Here is a 17,305-nt window from a genome sequence, read left to right on the forward strand (position 1 = left end):
TTAAGCGGAAAGGGTTAAGAGGTCGTGAGGAGCAGTTCGGCGACGCTCTCGGTGATCGCGGCCTGGTCGAGGCGATAGCGAGCGTAGAGATCGGCGAGGCTGCCGGTCTGGCCGAACTGTTCGACACCGAGCGGCGCGACGCGGTGACCCGCGACCCCGCCGAGCCAGCTCAACGATGCGGGCGCAGCGTCGCACAGCGTGACGAGCCCCGCTCGGCGCGAGAGCGGCTCGAGCAGGCGGGCGATGTGGCTGGGTTCGTGGCGACCCTGCCAGCGCGCCTTCTGCGCCGCGGTCCATCCACGGTGGAGCAGGTCGGGCGAGGTGACCACCAGAAGGCCGAGGCCCGGCAGCTCGTCCTTCAGCTCGTCGTGGGCAGCGATCGCTTCGGGGAGGAGGGCGCCCATCGCGACGATCGCGGCGTCGGCGTTCGGCTGGGGCGTGTGGAGCCAGTAGCCTCCGTCGAGCGCCCCCTGTTTCCACCCGTCGTCCTCGCGCGCGACCTGCTGGATCGGGCGGGTCGATAGGCGCAGATAGGTGCTTTCGCCATCCTCGGCGTCGATGAGGCGGAAGGCATGCTCCATCATCGCGGCCAGTTCATCGGCGAAGGCGGGTTCGTAGTGGCGAAGCCCCGGCTGACCCATCGCGATCAGTGGCGGGTTGATCGACTGGTGCGCGCCACCTTCCGAGCCAAGCGTGAGGCCCGACGGCGTGGCGACGAGGAGAAAGCGCGCATCCTGGTAGCAACCGTAATTGAGCGCATCGAGACCCCGCGCGATGAAGGGGTCGTAGAGCGTCCCGATGGGGAAGAGCCGGTGATCGTACTGGTCGCCCGCAAGACCCGCGGCGGCGAGCATCAGGAACAGATTGGATTCGGCGATGCCGAGTTCGATATGCTGGCCTGCCTGCGTCGCGGCCCATTTCTGTGCACTGGGAATTCTGGCGTTGGCGAAGACGTCTTCCATGTCGCGGCGCTTGAACAGGCCGCGCTGGTTCACCCAGCCGCCGAGGTTGGTCGAGACCGTCACGTCGGGGGACGTCGTGAGGACGCGGTCGGCGAGGTCGCTGCCCCCCTTCGACAGATCCATGAGAATCCGGCCGAAGGCAGCTTGCGTCGCCTGTTCCTTGCCCTCGGGCGCTGGGATGGCGGGGATGGTGACGGTGCCGAAGGTGCGCGGCTTCTTCTCGCGCTGGATGCGGGCATTCTCGATCAGCGCCTCGACCTTGGGCGACAGGTTGTCGGAAAGCCCGGCGAGGCGGTCCCATTCTGCCCCCTCTTCGATGCCGAGTTGTTCGCGCCATTCGGCGATCTGCGTCGGGTTCATCAGGCCCGCGTGATTGTCCTTGTGGCCCGCGAAGGGCAGGCCATAGCCCTTGATCGTCCAGGCGATGAAGAAGGTCGGGATATCGTCCTTCGAAGCGTCCGCGAACGCTTCGGTCAGCGTTTCGAGGCAGTGGCCGCCAAGGTCGTGCATCAGGTCTAAGAGGCGCTCGTCGTCGTAGGCGTCGAGGAAGGTTTCGGCCTTTTTCCCGAGGTCGGCGGCGATCCGCTCGCGCCATTTTTCGCCGCCCTGATAGTGGAGGACGGAGAGATCGGCGTTGGGGAGCGTATCGAGCCAGTCGCGGATGGCCTTGCCGCCCTCGGCGTCCAGCGCCGCCTCGAGCTTCTTGCCGTAGCGAAGCTCCACCACCCGCCAGCCGCAGGCGGAGAAAATCTCGTCGAACCTCTCGAACATCCGGTCGGCACTGGTCGCGTCGAGGCTCTGCCGGTTGTAGTCGACGATCCACCACAGGTTGCGCACGTCATGCTTGGCGCCCTCGATGATGGCCTCGTAGATATTGCCTTCGTCGAGTTCGGCATCGCCGATCAACGCGACGAAACGACCGCGATCGTCGGGCGCGACCCGATCGCGCGCAGTCAGATAATCCTGGATCAGCGAGGAGAAGAGCGTGATGGCGACGCCGAGGCCCACGCTGCCGGTCGAGAAATCGACGGGGATCGCGTCCTTGGTGCGGCTGGGGTAGCTCTGCGCGCCGCCGAGGCCGCGGAAATTCTCGAGATTTTCACGGCTCTGCGAGCCCATCAGATAGTGGATCGCGTGCAGGATCGGCCCGGCGTGCGGCTTGACCGCGACGCGGTCGTTGGGGCCGAGCGCGTCGAAATAGAGCGCGGTCATGATTGCGCTGATCGAGACGGAAGACGCCTGATGCCCGCCGACCTTCACCCCGTCGGCCTTGGGACGGACGTGGTTGGCGTGGTGGATCGTCCAGCTGGCGAGCCAGCGCAGGCGCTCGTCGAGCGCGGAAAGGGCGGCGATGTCGGGCGTGGTCATGCGTTTGGCCTAGGGACTTAAAGCGCGCCCGCCAACTGCCAGGCGACGTAGGCGACATAGGCGAGGACGAAGATCGCACCCTCGCGTCGGCTGATCGTCCAACCCGTGCGCAGGAATAGCATCAGCAGCGCGGTAATGCCGGTAAGGACGAAGATGTCGAAGGCGGCGATTTCGGCTGGGGCGGGAAGCGGGACGATCGCGGCGGTGATGCCGAGGATACCGAAGATGTTGTAAATGCCCGAACCGACGATGTTGCCCAAGGCAACGTCGGGCTCCTTCTTGAGCGCGGCGGCGACGCAGGCGACCAGTTCGGGCAGGCTGGTGCCGACCGCGACGATGGTGAGCCCGATCACTGCCTCGGAAATGCCGAACCCGCGCGCGAGCGTGACCGAGCCTTCGATCAGCCATTGTGCGCCGAAAACGACCCCCACGATGCCGCCCGCGGTCATGGCGATGAGCGCGAACAGCGCGCGCTTGGTATCGGGCTTCTGCGCCTGGTTGCGCTCGTGCCGCTCCGCCTCGGTATCGTGGCGGTCCTTGTCGGTGATGTAGGCGGCGATGACGTAAGTCACCAGCATCATGACAAGCAGGATGCCCGACAGGCGGTCGAATCCGCCGAGCAGCACCCCCGCCAACACGCCCAGGGTGGCCATGCTGAGCGCGAAGCCGTCGCGGTAGAAGGCGGGCGGGGCGATGGGGAGCGGAATGATCGTCGCGCTGACGCCGAGGATCAGGAGGATGTTGGCGATATTCGAGCCGATGACGTTCCCGACCGCGATGGCGGGAGAGCCGGTGGTGGCGGCCTGAAGGCTCGTTACCAGTTCGGGCGCCGACGTGCCGAAGCCGACGATTACCAGACCCGCGAGCAACGGAGACACGCCCATTCGACGCGCCAGTCCGACGGTGCCGCGGACGAGAAATTCGCCCCCGAGGGCGAGGGCGACGAGGCCGGCGAGGATGAGCAGCGTGATGGTCATGGCCCGCCTTTAGCCAACCGCAAATGTCATTGCGCCCCTAAACTTCGTCCTCGCGCGCGTCGTAGCGGGACTGGGCCGCGCGAATGCAGTCGATATGTTCGATCGCCCAGTCGCCCAGTGCCTTGACGGGTGCGGTGAGCGAGCGACCGAGATCGGTCAGCGCATAATCGACGCGCGGCGGGATCGAGGCGGTGACGGTGCGGTCGACCAGTCCGTCGCGTTCGAGGCCGCGTAGACTGCGCGTCAGCATACGCTGCGAAATGCCGTCGATCTCGCGCTTCAGTTCGGAAAAGCGCCGGTCGCCGGTCGCAAGCACCATCACGATTAGCATCGACCATTTGTCGCCGACGCGATTGAGCACGGGCGCCACATTCTTGCACCCGGCAAGATGAAGATGTTCGAGCGGCTGGTCGACCTCGTTCGAAGCGATCGCGGTATCAGCCATGTGCCTTACCTCCAGAAAAGTGCCGTCTTGAAGCGGGAACAGATGGGTACGATGTGCGTCTAGGTATCAAACGGTAACCAAGAAAGCGACCCCTTATGAAGATCCTCCATATCGATAGCAGCACGACCGGTGCAGACAGCGTCACGCGCGAACTGACCGCGCACGCGATGCGCCAGCTCAACGAGGCGTATCCGGACGCCGAGGTAATTCGTCTCGATCTCGACGCCGACACGATCCCGCATCTTGAGGACGGGCGCCCCGAACCCAACCGCTATGTCGAACAGGTCAAGGACATCGACCTGTTCGTGATCGGAGCGCCGACCTACAATTTCACGGTGCCGACGCAGCTCAAGTCCTGGTTCGACCGTATCGCGATGGCGGGCGAGACGTTCCGCTACACTGAGGACGGACCCCAGGGTCTCCTGTCCGACAAGCGCGCCATCGTCGCGATCGCGTCGGGCGGCAATTACGACGACGGGCACGCGTTCGAGCACAACAAGAGCTATGTGAAGGCGTTCCTCAACTTCCTCGGCATCGAACCCGAGATCGTGGAAGCGCGCGGGCTGGCCATCAGCGAGGACGCGAAGGCCGAGGCGATCGCGGAGGCGAAGCAGGCGATCGACCAGCTGGTGGGCAAGAAAGAGCTCGAGCCGGCCTAGGGCCGCCTCTGCGCGACTCTAGGCACTCAGGAGCCGGATCGGGTTCTCGATGAAGGTTCGCAGATGCTGGAGGAAGCTTGCCGCGTCCCATCCGTCGACGACGCGATGGTCGCATGACAGCGAGAGGTTCATCTTCTTCTTCGCGACCAGTTCATCGCCCTCGATGACGGGCAGTTCCTGCATCTTGTTGACCGCGATGATCGCGACCTGCGGAGGCGTGATGACCGGCGTCGAAGTGATGCCGCCCATCGGGCCGAGCGAGCTAAGCGAGATGGTCGCACCCTGAAGGTCGTCGCGGGCGATCTTGCCCGAACGCGCTTCCTCGGCGAGACGATTGATGTCGGCAGCCAGCTGCCAGACGGTCTTGCCGTGCGCGTCCTTGATGACGGGAACCATCAGGCCCGCATCGGTCTGCGCGGCCATGCCAAGATGCATCTTGCCGTGTCGCGTGACGACGTTCGCATCGTCGTCGTAGGTCGCGTTGAGCATCGGGAAGTCGGGCAGCGCGCGAGCCATGGCGACGATCAGGAACGGAAGGACGGTAAGCTTGGGCTTGTCGCCGCGATCCTGGTTCATCATCGCGCGCGTTTCCTCAAGCGCGGTGACGTCGAATTCATCGACCAGCGTGAAATGCGGGATGCGGCGCTTGGCGGCCTGCATGTTCTCCGCAATCTTGCGGCGCATGCCGACGACCTTGATCTGTTCGTCGGCGCGGGGCGCGGTGGCGCCGTGCGAGACGCTGCCGCCGTTGTAGAGAAGATAGGCGTCGAGATCGCCGTGGCGGATGCGGTCGGAGGTCGTCTTGACCTGCGTGAGGTCGATGCCGAGATCGGTGGCGCGCTTGCGGACCGTGGGGCTGGCTAGGACCTTCGCCTGCGGCTCGCCTTCGGGTTCGTCCCGCGGTTGCGGCACGGGAGGCTCGGCATCCTCGTCGGTGTCGAGACCGGGGAGGGCCTCCTCCTGCTCCTTGTTGAGAGGTTCGGCGCCGTCCGCGATGGGCTCTTCCTCCGATGCGTCCTCGACATCGGGGGAGGCATCGGCGGAGGGGGCGTCTTCCTGAGCCGGGGCGTCGCCCTCGGTCTCGATCTCGACCAGCACCGAACCGATCGCGATCTGGTCGCCGACCTCGCCGGCAAGCTTCACCACCTTGCCCGCGACGGGGCTTTCCATCTCGACGGTGGCCTTGTCGGTCATCATGTCGGCGAGATGGGCGTCTTCCTCGATCACGTCGCCGACCGCGACGTGCCATTCGACGATCTCGGCCTCGGCGATGCCTTCGCCGATGTCGGGGAGCTTGAAGTTGAAGGTCGCCATCAGTCCGCCATCACTTTCTGTAGTGCGTTCTTGATCCGGGCAGGCCCGGGGAAATAGGTCCATTCGTAGCTGTGCGGGTAGGGCGTATCCCAGCCCGTCACGCGCTCGACCGGCGCTTCGAGGTGATAGAAGCAGCGTTCGGTCACCAGCGCGGACAGTTCGGCGCCGAAGCCCGAGGTCCGCGGCGCCTCATGGACGATGAGGCAGCGACCGGTTTTCTTCACGGAAGCCTCGATCGTTTCGATGTCGAGGGGGACGAGCGTGCGCAGGTCGATGATCTCGGCATCGACATCGGCTTCTTCCATCGCGGCGAGCGCGACATGGACCATCGTGCCGTAGGCAAGCACGGTCAGCGCGGCGCCTTCGCGGGCGATACGGGCTTTGCCGATCTCGACGGTGTAATGCCCCTCCGGCACCTCGGCGCGCGGATGCTTGCTCCACGGCGCGACCGGCTTGTCGTGGTGGCCCGAGAAGGGGCCGTTGTAAATGCGCTTGGGCTCGAAGAAGACGACCGGATCGGGGTCCTCGATCGCCGCGAGCAGCAGGCCCTTGGCGTCGTAGGGGTCGGACGGAATGACCGTCTTGATGCCGGCGATGTGGGTGAAGAGGCTTTCGGGCGACTGCGAGTGCGTCTGGCCGCCATAGATGCCGCCGCCGTAGGGCGAGCGGATGACCATCGGCATCGGCCATTCGCCGGCGGTGCGATAGCGCATCTTGGCGACTTCGCTGACGATCTGGTCGTAGCCGGGGTAGATATAGTCGGCGAACTGGATCTCGATGCAGGGCTTGAGGCCGTAGGCGGCCATGCCGACCGCGGTGGCGACGATGCCGTTCTCGCTGATCGGCGCGTCGAACGCGCGCTGCTTACCGAATTCTTCCTGCAGGCCCGCGGTGACACGGAACACGCCGCCGAAATAGCCCGCATCCTCGCCGAAGACGACGACGTCATCGTCGGCGCGCATCGCGACCTTGTGCGCATCGTTGAGCGCCTGGATCATGTTCATGACCGGCATCTACTTGCCCTCCTTCAGCGCGGCGTCGCGCTGTTCGGCGATATGCCAGGGCATCTCGGCATACACGTCCTCGAACATCGTTTCGCGTCCCTCGTCGCCCTGATCCGACAGGACGCCGCGTTTCTCGGCGGCCTTCTGCGCGGCGCGGACGGTGGCGGAGAGCTCCTCCTCCATCGCGCCATGACGCTCGTCGTCCCATTCGCCGAGGCCGATCAGGTGCGCCTTCAACCGCTCGATGGGATCGCCCAGCGGCCAGTTCTCGCTCTCTTCCTTCGGACGATAGCCCGTGGGGTCATCGGACGTGCTGTGTCCCTCGGCGCGATAGGTGAAATATTCGATGAAGGTCGGACCGTGGTTCGATCGTGCCCGTTCGGCGGCCCAGCGGGTGGCGGCGTAGACCGCGAGCGCATCGTTGCCGTCGACGCGCAGGCTGGCGATACCATATCCGATTGCGCGGCTGGCGAAGGTCGCCTGTTCGGCGCCCGCGATGCCGGAGAAGCTCGAGATCGCCCACTGGTTGTTGACGCAGGCGAGGATGACGGGCGCCTGGTATACCGACGCGAAGGTCATCGCGGCGTGAAAGTCGCCTTCCGCCGTCGCGCCGTCGCCGATCCAGCCCATCGCGATGCGGCTGTCGCCCTTGATCGCGCTCGCCATCGCCCAGCCGACGGCCTGCGGAAACTGCGTCGCGAGGTTGCCGGAAATGGAGAAGAAGCCCTTTTCCTTGTCCGAATACATGATCGGCAGCTGGCGGCCCTTCATGTGATCGCCGCTGTTCGAATAGATTTGGCACATCATCTTTTCGAGCGGATAGCCGCGCGAGACCAGCAGGCCCTGCTGGCGATAGGTCGGGAAATGGATGTCCTCCATGTCCATCGCGGCGGCGGCGGAGGTCGCGATCGCCTCCTCGCCCGTGCACTTCATGTAGAAGCTGGTCTTTCCCTGCCGCTGAGCGCGGTACATGCGATCGTCGAAGATGCGGACCGTGACCATGTCCTTGAGGATCTTGCGCAACACTTCGGGGTCGAGCTTGGGGTCCCACGGCCCGACCGCCTGGTGATCGTCGTCGAGAACGCGGACCAGTTGGGTCGCGAGCGGGATCGTGTCCTTGTCGTCGCAGGCCGTGTCGGGGCGCGGCGCGCTGCCCGCGGCGGGCACCTCGAGGTGCGAATAATCGGGCGTGTCGCCGGGCCGATAGGGCGGCTCGGGAACGTGCAGTTTCAGCGCCGGGCGGTTGGCGCGCTCTTCTCGTGCCATGAATGTCCTCTCCTGCCGCCAACGCCGGAAAAGCGGGCGGCGATCCTTTGCCCGTCCCCCTAAACGCCAAACGCCCCGGCCTCAAGAGAGGGCGGGGCGCGTGGCTCGGCCGACCGCAGTGTGCTTCGGACGTTTGGGCGTCGGTGTGCCTCAATGCTCTCCGTGCGTGTGCGTATCGGTCGCCGCTGTCGCGGTGTAGGCCGCGCCCGCCTCCTGCTGGAACCAGAAGGGATCGACGCCACCTTCCCCGCCCGCGACGATGCGCAGGTTGCTGTCGTAGAGCTTGCCGTCCTGCATCACCATGTTGACGGTCGCGGTATTGCGGATGTTCTCGAGCGGATTGGCGTCGAGAACGACGAGGTCGGCGAGCTTGCCCGGTTCGATCGAACCGAGATCCTGCGAGAGCCCCATCGTGAGCGCCGGATACATGGTCGCAGTGCGCAGCGCGTCATGATTGCTCATGCCGCCCAGCGCGTAGCTCCACATCTCCCAGTGCGCGCCGAGGCCCTCGCGCTGTCCGTGGGCGCCGATGTTGGTGTAGACGCCCCGTTCCTCGAGCTTCTTCGCCTGCGCGGCGACCAGTTCGAGGTTGTTCTCGCTTTCGGGGAAGAAGACCCCGCGTCGCGCAGAGGCGTCGAGCGAACCGCGCGGTACCCATTTGTTGAGAATGGGATCGGCCCAGACGTTCGTCGTCTGATACCACCACAATTCGCCCCAAGGGCCGCCGTAGGCGACGTTGAGGGTCGGGGTGTAGGCGGTCTTGGGACTGTCCTTCGATCCCCACATCTGCAGCACGTCGTCATAGATAATCTGCACGGGCAGCGCATGTTCGATGGTGGTATGGCCGTCGGCGACCATCGTCATGTTGTGCATGAACAGGCTGCCGCCTTCGGGCATCACGTCCATCTCGAGCCGACGGGCGGCTTCGAGAACCATCTGGCGCTGGTCGCGGCGAGGCTGGTTGTAGCTCTTCACGCTCCATGCGCCCATCGCCTTCAGCCGGCGCAGGTGCGAGAGCGCGTCGTCGACCGTATCGATCTTGGCGGTAAACGGGGTAGTGGCGCCGTAGAGGATCGTGCCGGTCGAATAGATGCGCGGCGCAACGATCCGTCCGGCGCGCTGATATTCGCCCGCCGCGAAGACGGTGTAGCTGTTGTTCGAGGGATCCCAGACCGTCGTGACCCCGTGCGCCAGGCTGGCGGCGTGGGCCCAGTTCTGCTGCGGGATGGTGAGGCCAGCGCCCATCGGTCCGTGCCAGTGCGCATCGAAAATGCCGGGGATGATGGTCTTGCCGGTGACATCGATGACCTCGGTTCCCTGCGCCCAGCTCATCGCGGCCAGCGGGCCGACGGCGGCGATGCGGCCGTTGTCGACCATGACCGCGCCGTTTTCGATGACCTCGTCGCCGTTCATCGTGATGATCCGCGCGCCCGACAGGACATAGGTCTCGTCGGACAGATCGGTCTGTGCGGTGATGGCGAGATCGGCGACGCGAATGCCCTCGACCGTTTCCTGATCTCCCTCGGGCGCTTCGAGATCGGCGATCGCGGCGATGTCGCGGCGATAGAGCGTCGGACCTTCGGACCAGTAGAGCGTGTCGCCGTCGGCGGACCAGTGCACCCAGTCGCCGACGTCCTTGGTGACCTGCGCCTGCGGCAGGGCGCCGCCGCCCGGGGAGACGTCGAGCGTGCGGCCGGTCTTGGCGAAGGGAAGGACGTAGGTCTGGAACCGTTCGGTCCAGGCGACGAATGCGTCGTCGGGCGCGATGCGATAGTCGCCCGCATTGTCGCTCGACAGGTGATCCTGCCGCTCGCGGCTGTCGAGAAGGATCGACTGGAGGATGAACTTGTCGTCGCGGCCGGTGAGATAATAGAGCCGGTTGGGATCGGCACCGAACTGCGGGTCGGTCCCGCCTTCGCTGACCAGCATCGGCTCGCCGCCCGATAGGGGGACGCGATAGATGCCGGGTTCGGTCGAATAGAGCGGGCTGGTGATATAGCCGCCGCCCGTCTTGCGATAGACGAGATGCTCGCCGTCGGGAGAGAAGGTCGGTTCGACGAAATGGCCGGTTCCGATGTTGAGCGTGCGGGCGCGGCTGCCGTCGGCGCGGGCGACACGAATCCGCGCGAGATCGTCGTCGTCCCATTCCACCCACGCGAGCTGGCGTCCGTCGCGCGAGAAGGTCGGATAGCTCTGCATCGTGTCGGTGTCGGGGGTCAGTGCGCGGGTGCTGCCCGAACGCAGGTCGCGCAGGTGAAGCTTTCCGAGCGCCTCGAACACCACGCTGTCGCCCGACGGGTTCACCGTCGTGAAGCGGAGCGCCTTGGTCTCGAAGGTCGGCTGGCCGATGCGCTTCTGGTTGCGGACCGCATCGGCGACCCAGCGCTGGCCCTGAACGCGGAACGGGATTTCGCGCACGTCGTGGCTGGCGACGTTGACGCGCTGGATCCCGCCCTTGCCCCAGAAGACGATGTCCTCGCTGTCGGGGGTCCAGGCCATGTGCGGATAGACGCCGTGCACCGCCCAGGTTTCCTGCATGTCGCGGTCGAGCTGGTCGGTGACGGGAGTGATGCGGCCGCTCTCGAGGTCCATCACCATCAGCGTCGACTGGTAGCGGATACGGCGGACGAAGGCGAGTTTGCTGCCGTCGGGCGAAGGCGTCGGGCGGATCGCGCCGCCGGGGCCGGAGACGATCGTGTCGATGTCGCCCGTTTCGCGGTCGAGCCGACGGATCACATAGATCTGGCCGTTGACGTCCTTGGAATATTCGAACGTGTCCCCGGGCGTCGCATCGTCCGAATAGTACATGTAGCGTCCGTCGGGGCTGAAAGCGGGTTCGCCGGTATCCTTCTGATCGGTGCGCTTCTGCGTCATCTGGACGCCGTCGCCGGTGCCGGATGCGGCATAGAGCCACATCTCGCCCGCGCCGAGGCTGCGGGCCGAGGTGAAGTGTTTTCGACCCACGACATAGTCGCCGTCGGGCGTCCATTCGGGCTGGGTCAGGAGGCGGAAACTTTCGTCCGACACCTGCCGGGGGCTCGTGCCGTCGCGGTTCATCACCCACAGATTGTCGCCGCCACCGCGGTCGGACGTGAAGGCGATCTCGCTCCCGTCCGGGGAGAAGACGGGTTGCATGTCCCACTGGTGACCGGTCGCGATCGGCACCGCGTCGCCGCCTTCGATGGGCAGCAGATAGAGATCGCCCAGCAGATCGAACACGATCTCGCTGCCGTTGGGGCTGACGTCGAGGCTCATCCACGTGCCTTCGGTGACGTCGAGGTTCACCATGTCGCCGCTTCCGCGCATCTGCGCGACGTCCCAGCTGTCGTTCTCGGGTGCTTCGGCGGCAGGTTCGCCCGTCGGCATGTCCTCCATCAGCGGTTCGACCGGCGGACCCTGTTCGGGCGTAGGCTCGTCACTGTCCTGCGCGAGGGCGGGGGTGGCGATGAAGGCGGACCCGATCAGAAGGGCGAGGCGGATGGACATGATGGTAAGCTCCCGGTTTTCTCGGGCAGCGTTATGGGCGAGGCCGCGCCCGCTTGGCAATCGGCACAATTGACGGCGGCGGCAGGGTGGCGCTAGCGCAGGGCCATGAGCGAAAACGACACCCCCAAGAAGACCGAGCTGCCCGACCGGCTCTCGATGGATCCCAAGAGCGCGCACTTCAACGGCGAGCTGCTGCAACGCGGCGTGGGCATCAAGTTCAACGGCCAGGAAAAGGTCGGGGTCGAGGAATATTGCCTGTCCGAAGGCTGGATCCGCATCGCCGCGGGCAAGAGCCGGGACCGTTTCGGCAATCCGATGACGGTCAAGCTGAAAGGCAAGGTCGAACCCTATCTCGAGGACGAACAGGAAAAAGGCGACCCGTCCGAGGACTGATCGCCTTTTTGTTTTGTCGAAGGTCTGACGCCTACGGCGTCGCGGTCTGGGCCGGCGGTGTCGCTACCGGCGCCGCGCCATCGGGATAGGCGACATCGCGGGCCTTGGCCCTACGGCGCCAGTCGAGCGCCTTCTTGGCGACCCAGCCGGCAGTCAGTGCAGCGCCGAGCGGCCCGAGCCCGCGCTTGGCGATGAAAGGCAGTGCGGCCACGGCGGCAGCGCCCGCGGCGCCCCCGCCCATCTTCTCGGCAACTTTCTTGCCTGCGATCGCGGTGATGATGTTCCTGATCATAGCTTTGACTCCTGATTTTTCGTTTCGCCTCTTCAACGCATCATCGCCACCAAAGCTCCTCGCTCCCCCACGGCTCGACTTGGCGTCGCACCCCAAATCTGTGTGGGAAATCCCACCAATGCCAGGGTGTGGTTCGTGCTTGCCTTTGTTTTTATTGACATTTTTCAACTGGCACACCTCCTGCATATTGTTTGGCAGGCAGTTCATGACGGGCTGCCCGAACAAAAAAGGGAAGTGGGAAAGAATCATGGAAAAAGGTGCCATTCAACGTCGGATCGTCGCGCTCGCTGCGGCATTCCTGATGAGCAGCATCGCGGTCGGATCGGCGGTCATGCCCGCGGGCGACCTCAACGCGATGCCGATCGGTCAGGCGGTCTATGCCTAATCTGACCCCCATCGAAGCCAAGCCGAAAAAGCGGGTCCGCACCCTCGAACCGATGGTTAGCGGACCCGTCACGGCCAGTCCCGTACGCAAGACCGGCGCGCTGTTGAGCGGACCGATCTTCACCCGGGCGCGCGACATCATTGCGGCCAACGTCAACGAACTGCTCGACCGCAGCGAAGACCCGGCCAAGATGATCCGCATGATGATCCTCGAGATGGAAGACGTGCTGGGCGAAACCCGCGCGACGGCCGCCCGAGCGATCGCGGATCTGAAGGAAATGCGCGCCACGCAGGAGCGCCTGGATTCGATGGCCGCCGACTGGACCGCCCGCGCCGAACTGGCGCTGGAAAAGGGTCGCGAGGACCTGGCACGGCAGGCGTTGATGGAACGCGGGCGGATCGCCGACATGCTGGACGGCATGACGAGCGAGATGAACGACATCGAGACGGTCCTGAAGGGCTACGAACAGGATATTCAGCGGCTGCAGGCCAAGCTCGCCGAGGCGCGCACGCGGCAGGCCGCGATCGCCGGGCGCATCGAGCGCGCCATGCACCAGGTCAGAGCGCGCGAGACCCTCTACGGTGGCCGCACGCGCGAAGCGTTCGCTCGCTTCGAGGAACTGGAACGCGCCGCCGACCTTGCCGAGGGCCGGGCCGAAGCGGCGGGGCTGGCGAGCCGGACGCTGGAAGAGGAAATTGCCGAGCTGAAGGCCGCCGAACGGGTCGACCTGGCGCTCGAGGAACTGAAGAAGAAGCGCACGGGCGCCGAGGAAGGGAAACAGGGATGAGCAAGGTCAAGCAGGTATTCAACGACGACAAGCGCATGCTGCTGGGCGGCGCGAGCGAAACCGCCAAGCGGCTCGGCATCGACGTGCTGTTCGTGCGCATCGCGCTGGCCTTCATGTTTCTCGTGGTGGAGTGGGAGCCGACCGTGGTCGCCTATCTCATTGTGTCGGCAGCCTTCTATTTCGCCGCGCGCAAGGAAATTCCGTCGCTCGACCGCACCGAACGCCGGTTGCGCTCACGATCCAAGAGCGGGTCGGTCCACGACATGCGCACCAAGCTCGATACCAACGACCGGCGGATGATGGCGATCGACCAGCATCTTTCGAGCGCGGAAAGCGACAAGCTGGCGCGGGAGATCGAGGAACTTCGCGCCAAGGTCGACGCCAAGAAGGGTGTGTCCAGAGATCCGGCCGCGACCGCCGACGATGCGGCCGGGAGCAAGGGAGACGAAAAATGACCGATCCGACGACCATTCTCGCCATCGGCACGTCGGTGCTGGCGGTGACTGCGCTGATCGCCGTCGCCGGCCTGCGGGCCTTCGGCGAATGGCTGAGCCTGCGCCGGTTCGAACTCGACCGGCAGATCGACGAGCAATTCGCCCCGACGGGCAACCTCATCGAGATTGCCGACCTTCGAGAGCGGGTGCGCAAGTTGGAAGCCATCGCGGCAGGGATCGATCCTTAAGCGGCGCATCGATCCCCGTTCCCGGCGGAAGGCCTTGGCGGAAACGCCGGGGCCTTCTTGCATTCGAGGCGTGCGACCAACCGTTGGTCGATCACCATCTTGCAATGATATACTATCACCACCATAAGCCCGCCCCATGACGATTCATCTTCTCGCGACCAGCGCGCTCGCCCTCGCCCAATCCGTATCCACCCAGCCGCCCCCCGGCGACCCGTTGCCCCCGCAGCGCGAGGTCGACGTCGACGTGCGCCCCGACCCCGACGCCCCAAGCGAACCCGATCTCGATGCGCGCGAGCGGATCGTCATCACCGGCCACGTGATCGAAGGACTCGATCTGCTCGCGGGTGCGACGGTGGTCGAGGGCGAGGAACTGGTCCGCAACGTCGAGACTCAGATCGGCGACACGCTGGCGCGCCAGCCGGGTGTATCCGCGACCAGCTTCGCGCCCGGTTCTTCCCGTCCGGTCCTTCGCGGCTTCTCTGGCACGCGTGTTCGCGTCCTCAACGACGGCATCGGGTCGATCGACGTGTCCAACACCAGCGTCGATCATGCCGTGACCATCGATCCCCTCACGGTCGAGCGGGTCGAGGTGCTTCGCGGTCCCGCCGTCCTGATCTTCGGCGGTCAGGCGATCGGCGGCGCCGTCAATGTCATCGACCGTCGCATTCCGCGCACGGTCGGCGCGGAGGATTTCCATCTCGATGCGCTCGCGCAGGTCCGTTCGGCCGACGAAGGAGTGGCTCTGGGCGCGGCGGTCGACGTCAATCTGACCGACCGGATCGTCCTGCATGCCGACGCCAGCTGGAACCGTGCCCAAGAGGTCGACACCGGCAACCGCATCCTGTCGCGCGAACTGCGGCGTGAACTGGAAGGGGAAATCGCGGAAGAACGCGAACTCGGCGATCTCGAGGAAGTCGAGGAGCTGACCGAATTCGTGGGGCTGGAGGGCGAACTGCCCAACAGCCAGTCCGAACAGGTCTCGGCAGCGCTCGGCGCGGGCTACCTCGGAGATCGGCTCGAGATCGGGGCCTCCTACACCCTGTTCGACACCGACTACGGCATTCCCGCACGGCCCGGTGCCGGCCATGCGCACGGCGAGGAAGAGGAAGGCGAAGGCGGCGAGGGCGAGGAAGAGGAAGGTCCCGTGACCATCGACCTTCGCCAGCATCGCTTCGACACCCGCATCCAATATGCGCTCGACGGGTTTTTTCAGGACGTCACGCTGCGCGCCGCTTATGCCGACTATACGCACACCGAATTCGAAGGCGACGAGGTGGGGACCGTCTTCAACTCCAACGGCTTCGAAGGGCGGTTGCAGTTGAAACAGGCAGACCGCGATGGTTGGCACGGCGCTCTCGGCGCACAGTTCTACACCCGCGATTTCGAGGCGATCGGCCCCGAGGCCTTTCTGCCGCCCAACACCAGCACCAGCCTCGGCCTGTTCGCGGTCGAAGAATATCAGCCGAACTCTCTGGGCATCGAAGGCGCGCTCCGCGTCGATTTCACCGATCACGAAACCGACCTGCTCGGACTGCAGCGCGATTTCACCACGGTGAGCGGCGCGGCCGGTGTAAACTACGAGCTGACGCCCGACCTCGTCGTCGGAGCGAATGCGAGTTACACCGAACGTGCGCCCAGCCCCGAGGAACTGTTCTCGGACGGTCCGCATCTGGCCACGCAGGCGTACGAGCGCGGCGACCCCGATCTGACCACCGAAAGCAGCATCGGCGGCGAACTGTTCGCCCGCTACGAAGGCCGGAATTGGGCCCTCGCGGCGACGCTGTTCGCCAACGGGTTCGACGACTTCATCTATGCACAGGACACCGGAGCGGAAGAGGACGAACTCCCGCTGTTCGTCTATCGACAGCAGGGCGCGGATTTCGTCGGGTTCGAGATCGAGGGGTCGGCGTTCCTGTATCGCGATGGCGACTTCACCTTGTCGAGCGACCTCGTCGCGGACGGCGTTCGCGCGACGCTCGACGACGGCTCGCCGGTACCGCGCATCCCCCCACTGCGGGTGCTGACGGGCCTCGAGGCCGAGCAGGGCGACGTCGCGGTCCGGGCCGAGATCGAATATGTGACCGAGCAGGATCGGGTAGCCGCCTTCGAAACCCGAACGTCGGGCTTCGCGATGGTGAATACCTCGATCCGCTGGCGTCCGTGGGGCGAGGACAACGAAACGCTGTTCCTCCTGCAGGCAAACAACCTGTTCGATGTCGAGGCGCGGCGCCATGCCAGCTTCACCAAGGATTTCGCCCCGCTCGCGGGTCGCGACGTCCGGGCGACGGCACGGTTTAGTTTCTAGGGAGGGCGCGGTGCCGGCTGCAGGAGTCGAACCCGCGACCTTCGGTTTACAAAACCGCTGCTCTACCAGCTGAGCTAAGCCGGCTCCGCGACGGCGCTCCTCATAGCTAGATCACGCCGAAGGTCCAGCCTTCGGTTCGCGCGATGTCGGGCGTGAGAGCGGGCGGAGCGAAGGCCTGCGGTTCGGTGTGCAGGACGTGGCGCATGCCCGCGGCCGTGACGAGCGCATCGCTTTCGTGGTCGCTGGGATCGCGATCGAGTGCGACGCGCGGGCTCCCGAGCGCGGCGAGCGCCGCGTCGAGATCGGCAAGCGTTCGAAGCTTGCGACCGGAAAGTCCCGCACGGCGGATATAGAGGCGTCCGTAGATTTCGACGATCGCGCTGCGCCCCGGCTCGATCGGATCGAAGGGCCAGATCGGAACGCGCCCGGCTAGCCGGTGAAGAAGCCGCATGCCCGCGAAGCTGGCCTTGGCCACCTGCGCCGCGCCGATGGCGTCGAAGACGGTCGCCGCCTTGCCGCCCCCAGCGGCATTCAGCACCTGCTCGCATTGGCGGAAGTGCATGTAGTCGGCCTTGGTCCCGTCGGCCTTTCCGAAATAGAAATGCCGGCGATGCCGCTGTTCGAGGAAGCTCGCCGCGCCGAGATCCTCGTCCGCGCTGACCGCCTCGACATAGGCCCAGAAGGCCTTGGCCTCGCTCGGCACGTTTTCGCCTGGAAGATAGGCGCCGCGTTCGACGAGAGGCGGGGCGAAGCTGAAGTCGAAACCGACGAGCGTCGGCTCGCGCTGCAGTTGATCGGCCAGCCAGTCGAGGATTTCGGTCCGCGACCAGACATGGTCTGGACGGACGAGAGCGGGGGCATCGTCGCCGCGCGCCTGCGCGACGGCGATGCCCTTGTGCCGCTTTCCCTTCGCCCCCGACCAGTCGATCGCGATGGTCGAGGCGAACCGCTGTCCCGTCATTCCGGTCGCGGCGGTCCCG

16 protein-coding genes and 1 tRNA gene are annotated in these 17,305 nt (G+C 65.5%); 7 read left to right on the forward strand and 10 right to left on the reverse strand.

Annotation, left to right across the window (positions count from 1 at the left end; genetic code table 11):
- Positions 1-14: 14 nt before the first annotated feature.
- From WJT74_RS00845 to WJT74_RS00855, 3 genes are read right to left on the reverse strand one after another with little or no spacing between them, the layout of a single operon-like run.
- Entirely contained in the window at positions 15-2,330 is a 2,316-nt protein-coding gene (locus tag WJT74_RS00845; RefSeq protein WP_343345739.1) for a transketolase, read from the reverse strand.
- Between the two features lie 17 nt (positions 2,331-2,347).
- The gene (locus tag WJT74_RS00850) at positions 2,348-3,307 is read right to left on the reverse strand and encodes a calcium/sodium antiporter (protein ID WP_343345741.1); all 960 of its coding nucleotides are present in this window, start codon (positions 3,305-3,307) and stop codon (positions 2,348-2,350) included.
- Between the two features lie 37 nt (positions 3,308-3,344).
- The gene (locus tag WJT74_RS00855) at positions 3,345-3,752 is read right to left on the reverse strand and encodes a winged helix-turn-helix transcriptional regulator (RefSeq protein ID WP_343345743.1); all 408 of its coding nucleotides are present in this window, start codon (positions 3,750-3,752) and stop codon (positions 3,345-3,347) included.
- A 95-nt stretch (positions 3,753-3,847) separates the two neighbouring features.
- On the opposite strand from WJT74_RS00855, the gene WJT74_RS00860 reads away from it, so the two are divergent.
- The gene (locus WJT74_RS00860) at positions 3,848-4,411 is read left to right on the forward strand and encodes an FMN-dependent NADH-azoreductase (protein ID WP_343345745.1); all 564 of its coding nucleotides are present in this window, start codon (positions 3,848-3,850) and stop codon (positions 4,409-4,411) included.
- Positions 4,412-4,429: 18 nt separating this feature from the next.
- Here the strand turns inward: WJT74_RS00860 and WJT74_RS00865 are convergent, their stop codons facing one another.
- The 4 genes from WJT74_RS00865 to WJT74_RS00880 all read right to left on the reverse strand — a co-directional run bounded on the left by WJT74_RS00865 (position 4,430) and on the right by WJT74_RS00880 (position 11,481).
- Positions 4,430-5,725, reverse strand: coding sequence for a dihydrolipoamide acetyltransferase family protein (locus tag WJT74_RS00865; RefSeq protein ID WP_343345747.1), 1,296 nt, complete (start codon positions 5,723-5,725; stop codon positions 4,430-4,432).
- A complete protein-coding gene (locus WJT74_RS00870) occupies positions 5,725-6,729 on the reverse strand; it encodes an alpha-ketoacid dehydrogenase subunit beta (protein WP_343348220.1) in 1,005 nt (334 codons plus the stop codon). Before WJT74_RS00870 ends, WJT74_RS00865 begins: the two co-directional genes overlap by 1 nt.
- Positions 6,730-6,738: 9 nt before the next feature.
- The gene (locus tag WJT74_RS00875) at positions 6,739-7,995 is read right to left on the reverse strand and encodes a 3-methyl-2-oxobutanoate dehydrogenase (2-methylpropanoyl-transferring) subunit alpha (RefSeq protein WP_343345750.1); all 1,257 of its coding nucleotides are present in this window, start codon (positions 7,993-7,995) and stop codon (positions 6,739-6,741) included.
- Positions 7,996-8,145: 150 nt separating this feature from the next.
- Complete coding sequence (locus WJT74_RS00880; protein ID WP_343345752.1) at positions 8,146-11,481, reverse strand: amidohydrolase family protein; 3,336 nt, start codon at positions 11,479-11,481, stop codon at positions 8,146-8,148.
- A 105-nt stretch (positions 11,482-11,586) separates the two neighbouring features.
- Between WJT74_RS00880 and WJT74_RS00885 the strand changes: the two genes are divergently transcribed.
- On the forward strand, positions 11,587-11,874 hold the full coding sequence (locus WJT74_RS00885) for a DUF3297 family protein (protein WP_343345755.1): 288 nt from the start codon (positions 11,587-11,589) through the stop codon (positions 11,872-11,874).
- Positions 11,875-11,905: 31 nt separating this feature from the next.
- Here WJT74_RS00885 and WJT74_RS00890 read toward each other — a convergent pair whose 3' ends face one another.
- Positions 11,906-12,166 (reverse strand): hypothetical protein, encoded by a 261-nt coding sequence (locus tag WJT74_RS00890; protein WP_343345758.1) that lies wholly within the window; start codon positions 12,164-12,166, stop codon positions 11,906-11,908.
- On the opposite strand from WJT74_RS00890, the gene WJT74_RS00895 reads away from it, so the two are divergent.
- The 5 genes from WJT74_RS00895 (at position 12,150) to WJT74_RS00915 (ending at position 16,325) form a co-directional block, all read left to right on the forward strand.
- A complete protein-coding gene (locus tag WJT74_RS00895) occupies positions 12,150-12,551 on the forward strand; it encodes a hypothetical protein (protein ID WP_343345760.1) in 402 nt (133 codons plus the stop codon). The genes WJT74_RS00890 and WJT74_RS00895 overlap by 17 nt on opposite strands.
- Positions 12,544-13,338, forward strand: a complete 795-nt coding sequence (locus tag WJT74_RS00900; RefSeq protein WP_343345762.1) for a PspA/IM30 family protein — start codon at positions 12,544-12,546, stop codon at positions 13,336-13,338. The genes WJT74_RS00895 and WJT74_RS00900 overlap by 8 nt, the downstream gene beginning before the upstream one ends.
- Positions 13,335-13,793, forward strand: coding sequence for a PspC domain-containing protein (locus WJT74_RS00905; protein ID WP_343345764.1), 459 nt, complete (start codon positions 13,335-13,337; stop codon positions 13,791-13,793). Before WJT74_RS00900 ends, WJT74_RS00905 begins: the two co-directional genes overlap by 4 nt.
- Positions 13,790-14,020 (forward strand): hypothetical protein, encoded by a 231-nt coding sequence (locus WJT74_RS00910; RefSeq protein WP_343345766.1) that lies wholly within the window; start codon positions 13,790-13,792, stop codon positions 14,018-14,020. Before WJT74_RS00905 ends, WJT74_RS00910 begins: the two co-directional genes overlap by 4 nt.
- Before the next feature lie 136 nt (positions 14,021-14,156).
- The gene (locus WJT74_RS00915; protein ID WP_343345768.1) at positions 14,157-16,325 is read left to right on the forward strand and encodes a TonB-dependent receptor; all 2,169 of its coding nucleotides are present in this window, start codon (positions 14,157-14,159) and stop codon (positions 16,323-16,325) included.
- Between the two features lie 11 nt (positions 16,326-16,336).
- Here the strand turns inward: WJT74_RS00915 and WJT74_RS00920 are convergent.
- Both WJT74_RS00920 and WJT74_RS00925 read right to left on the reverse strand, forming a co-directional pair.
- Positions 16,337-16,409 (reverse strand) — tRNA-Thr (locus WJT74_RS00920).
- A 22-nt stretch (positions 16,410-16,431) separates the two neighbouring features.
- Positions 16,432-17,286 carry a hypothetical protein gene (locus tag WJT74_RS00925; RefSeq protein ID WP_343345772.1) on the reverse strand — a complete coding sequence of 285 codons (855 nt, stop codon included), beginning with the start codon at positions 17,284-17,286 and terminating at the stop codon, positions 16,432-16,434.
- Positions 17,287-17,305: the final 19 nt, after the last annotated feature.

Origin of the sequence: Sphingomicrobium sp. XHP0239, assembly GCF_039555325.1 — a bacterium.
GTDB lineage: Bacteria > Pseudomonadota > Alphaproteobacteria > Sphingomonadales > Sphingomonadaceae > Sphingomicrobium > Sphingomicrobium maritimum.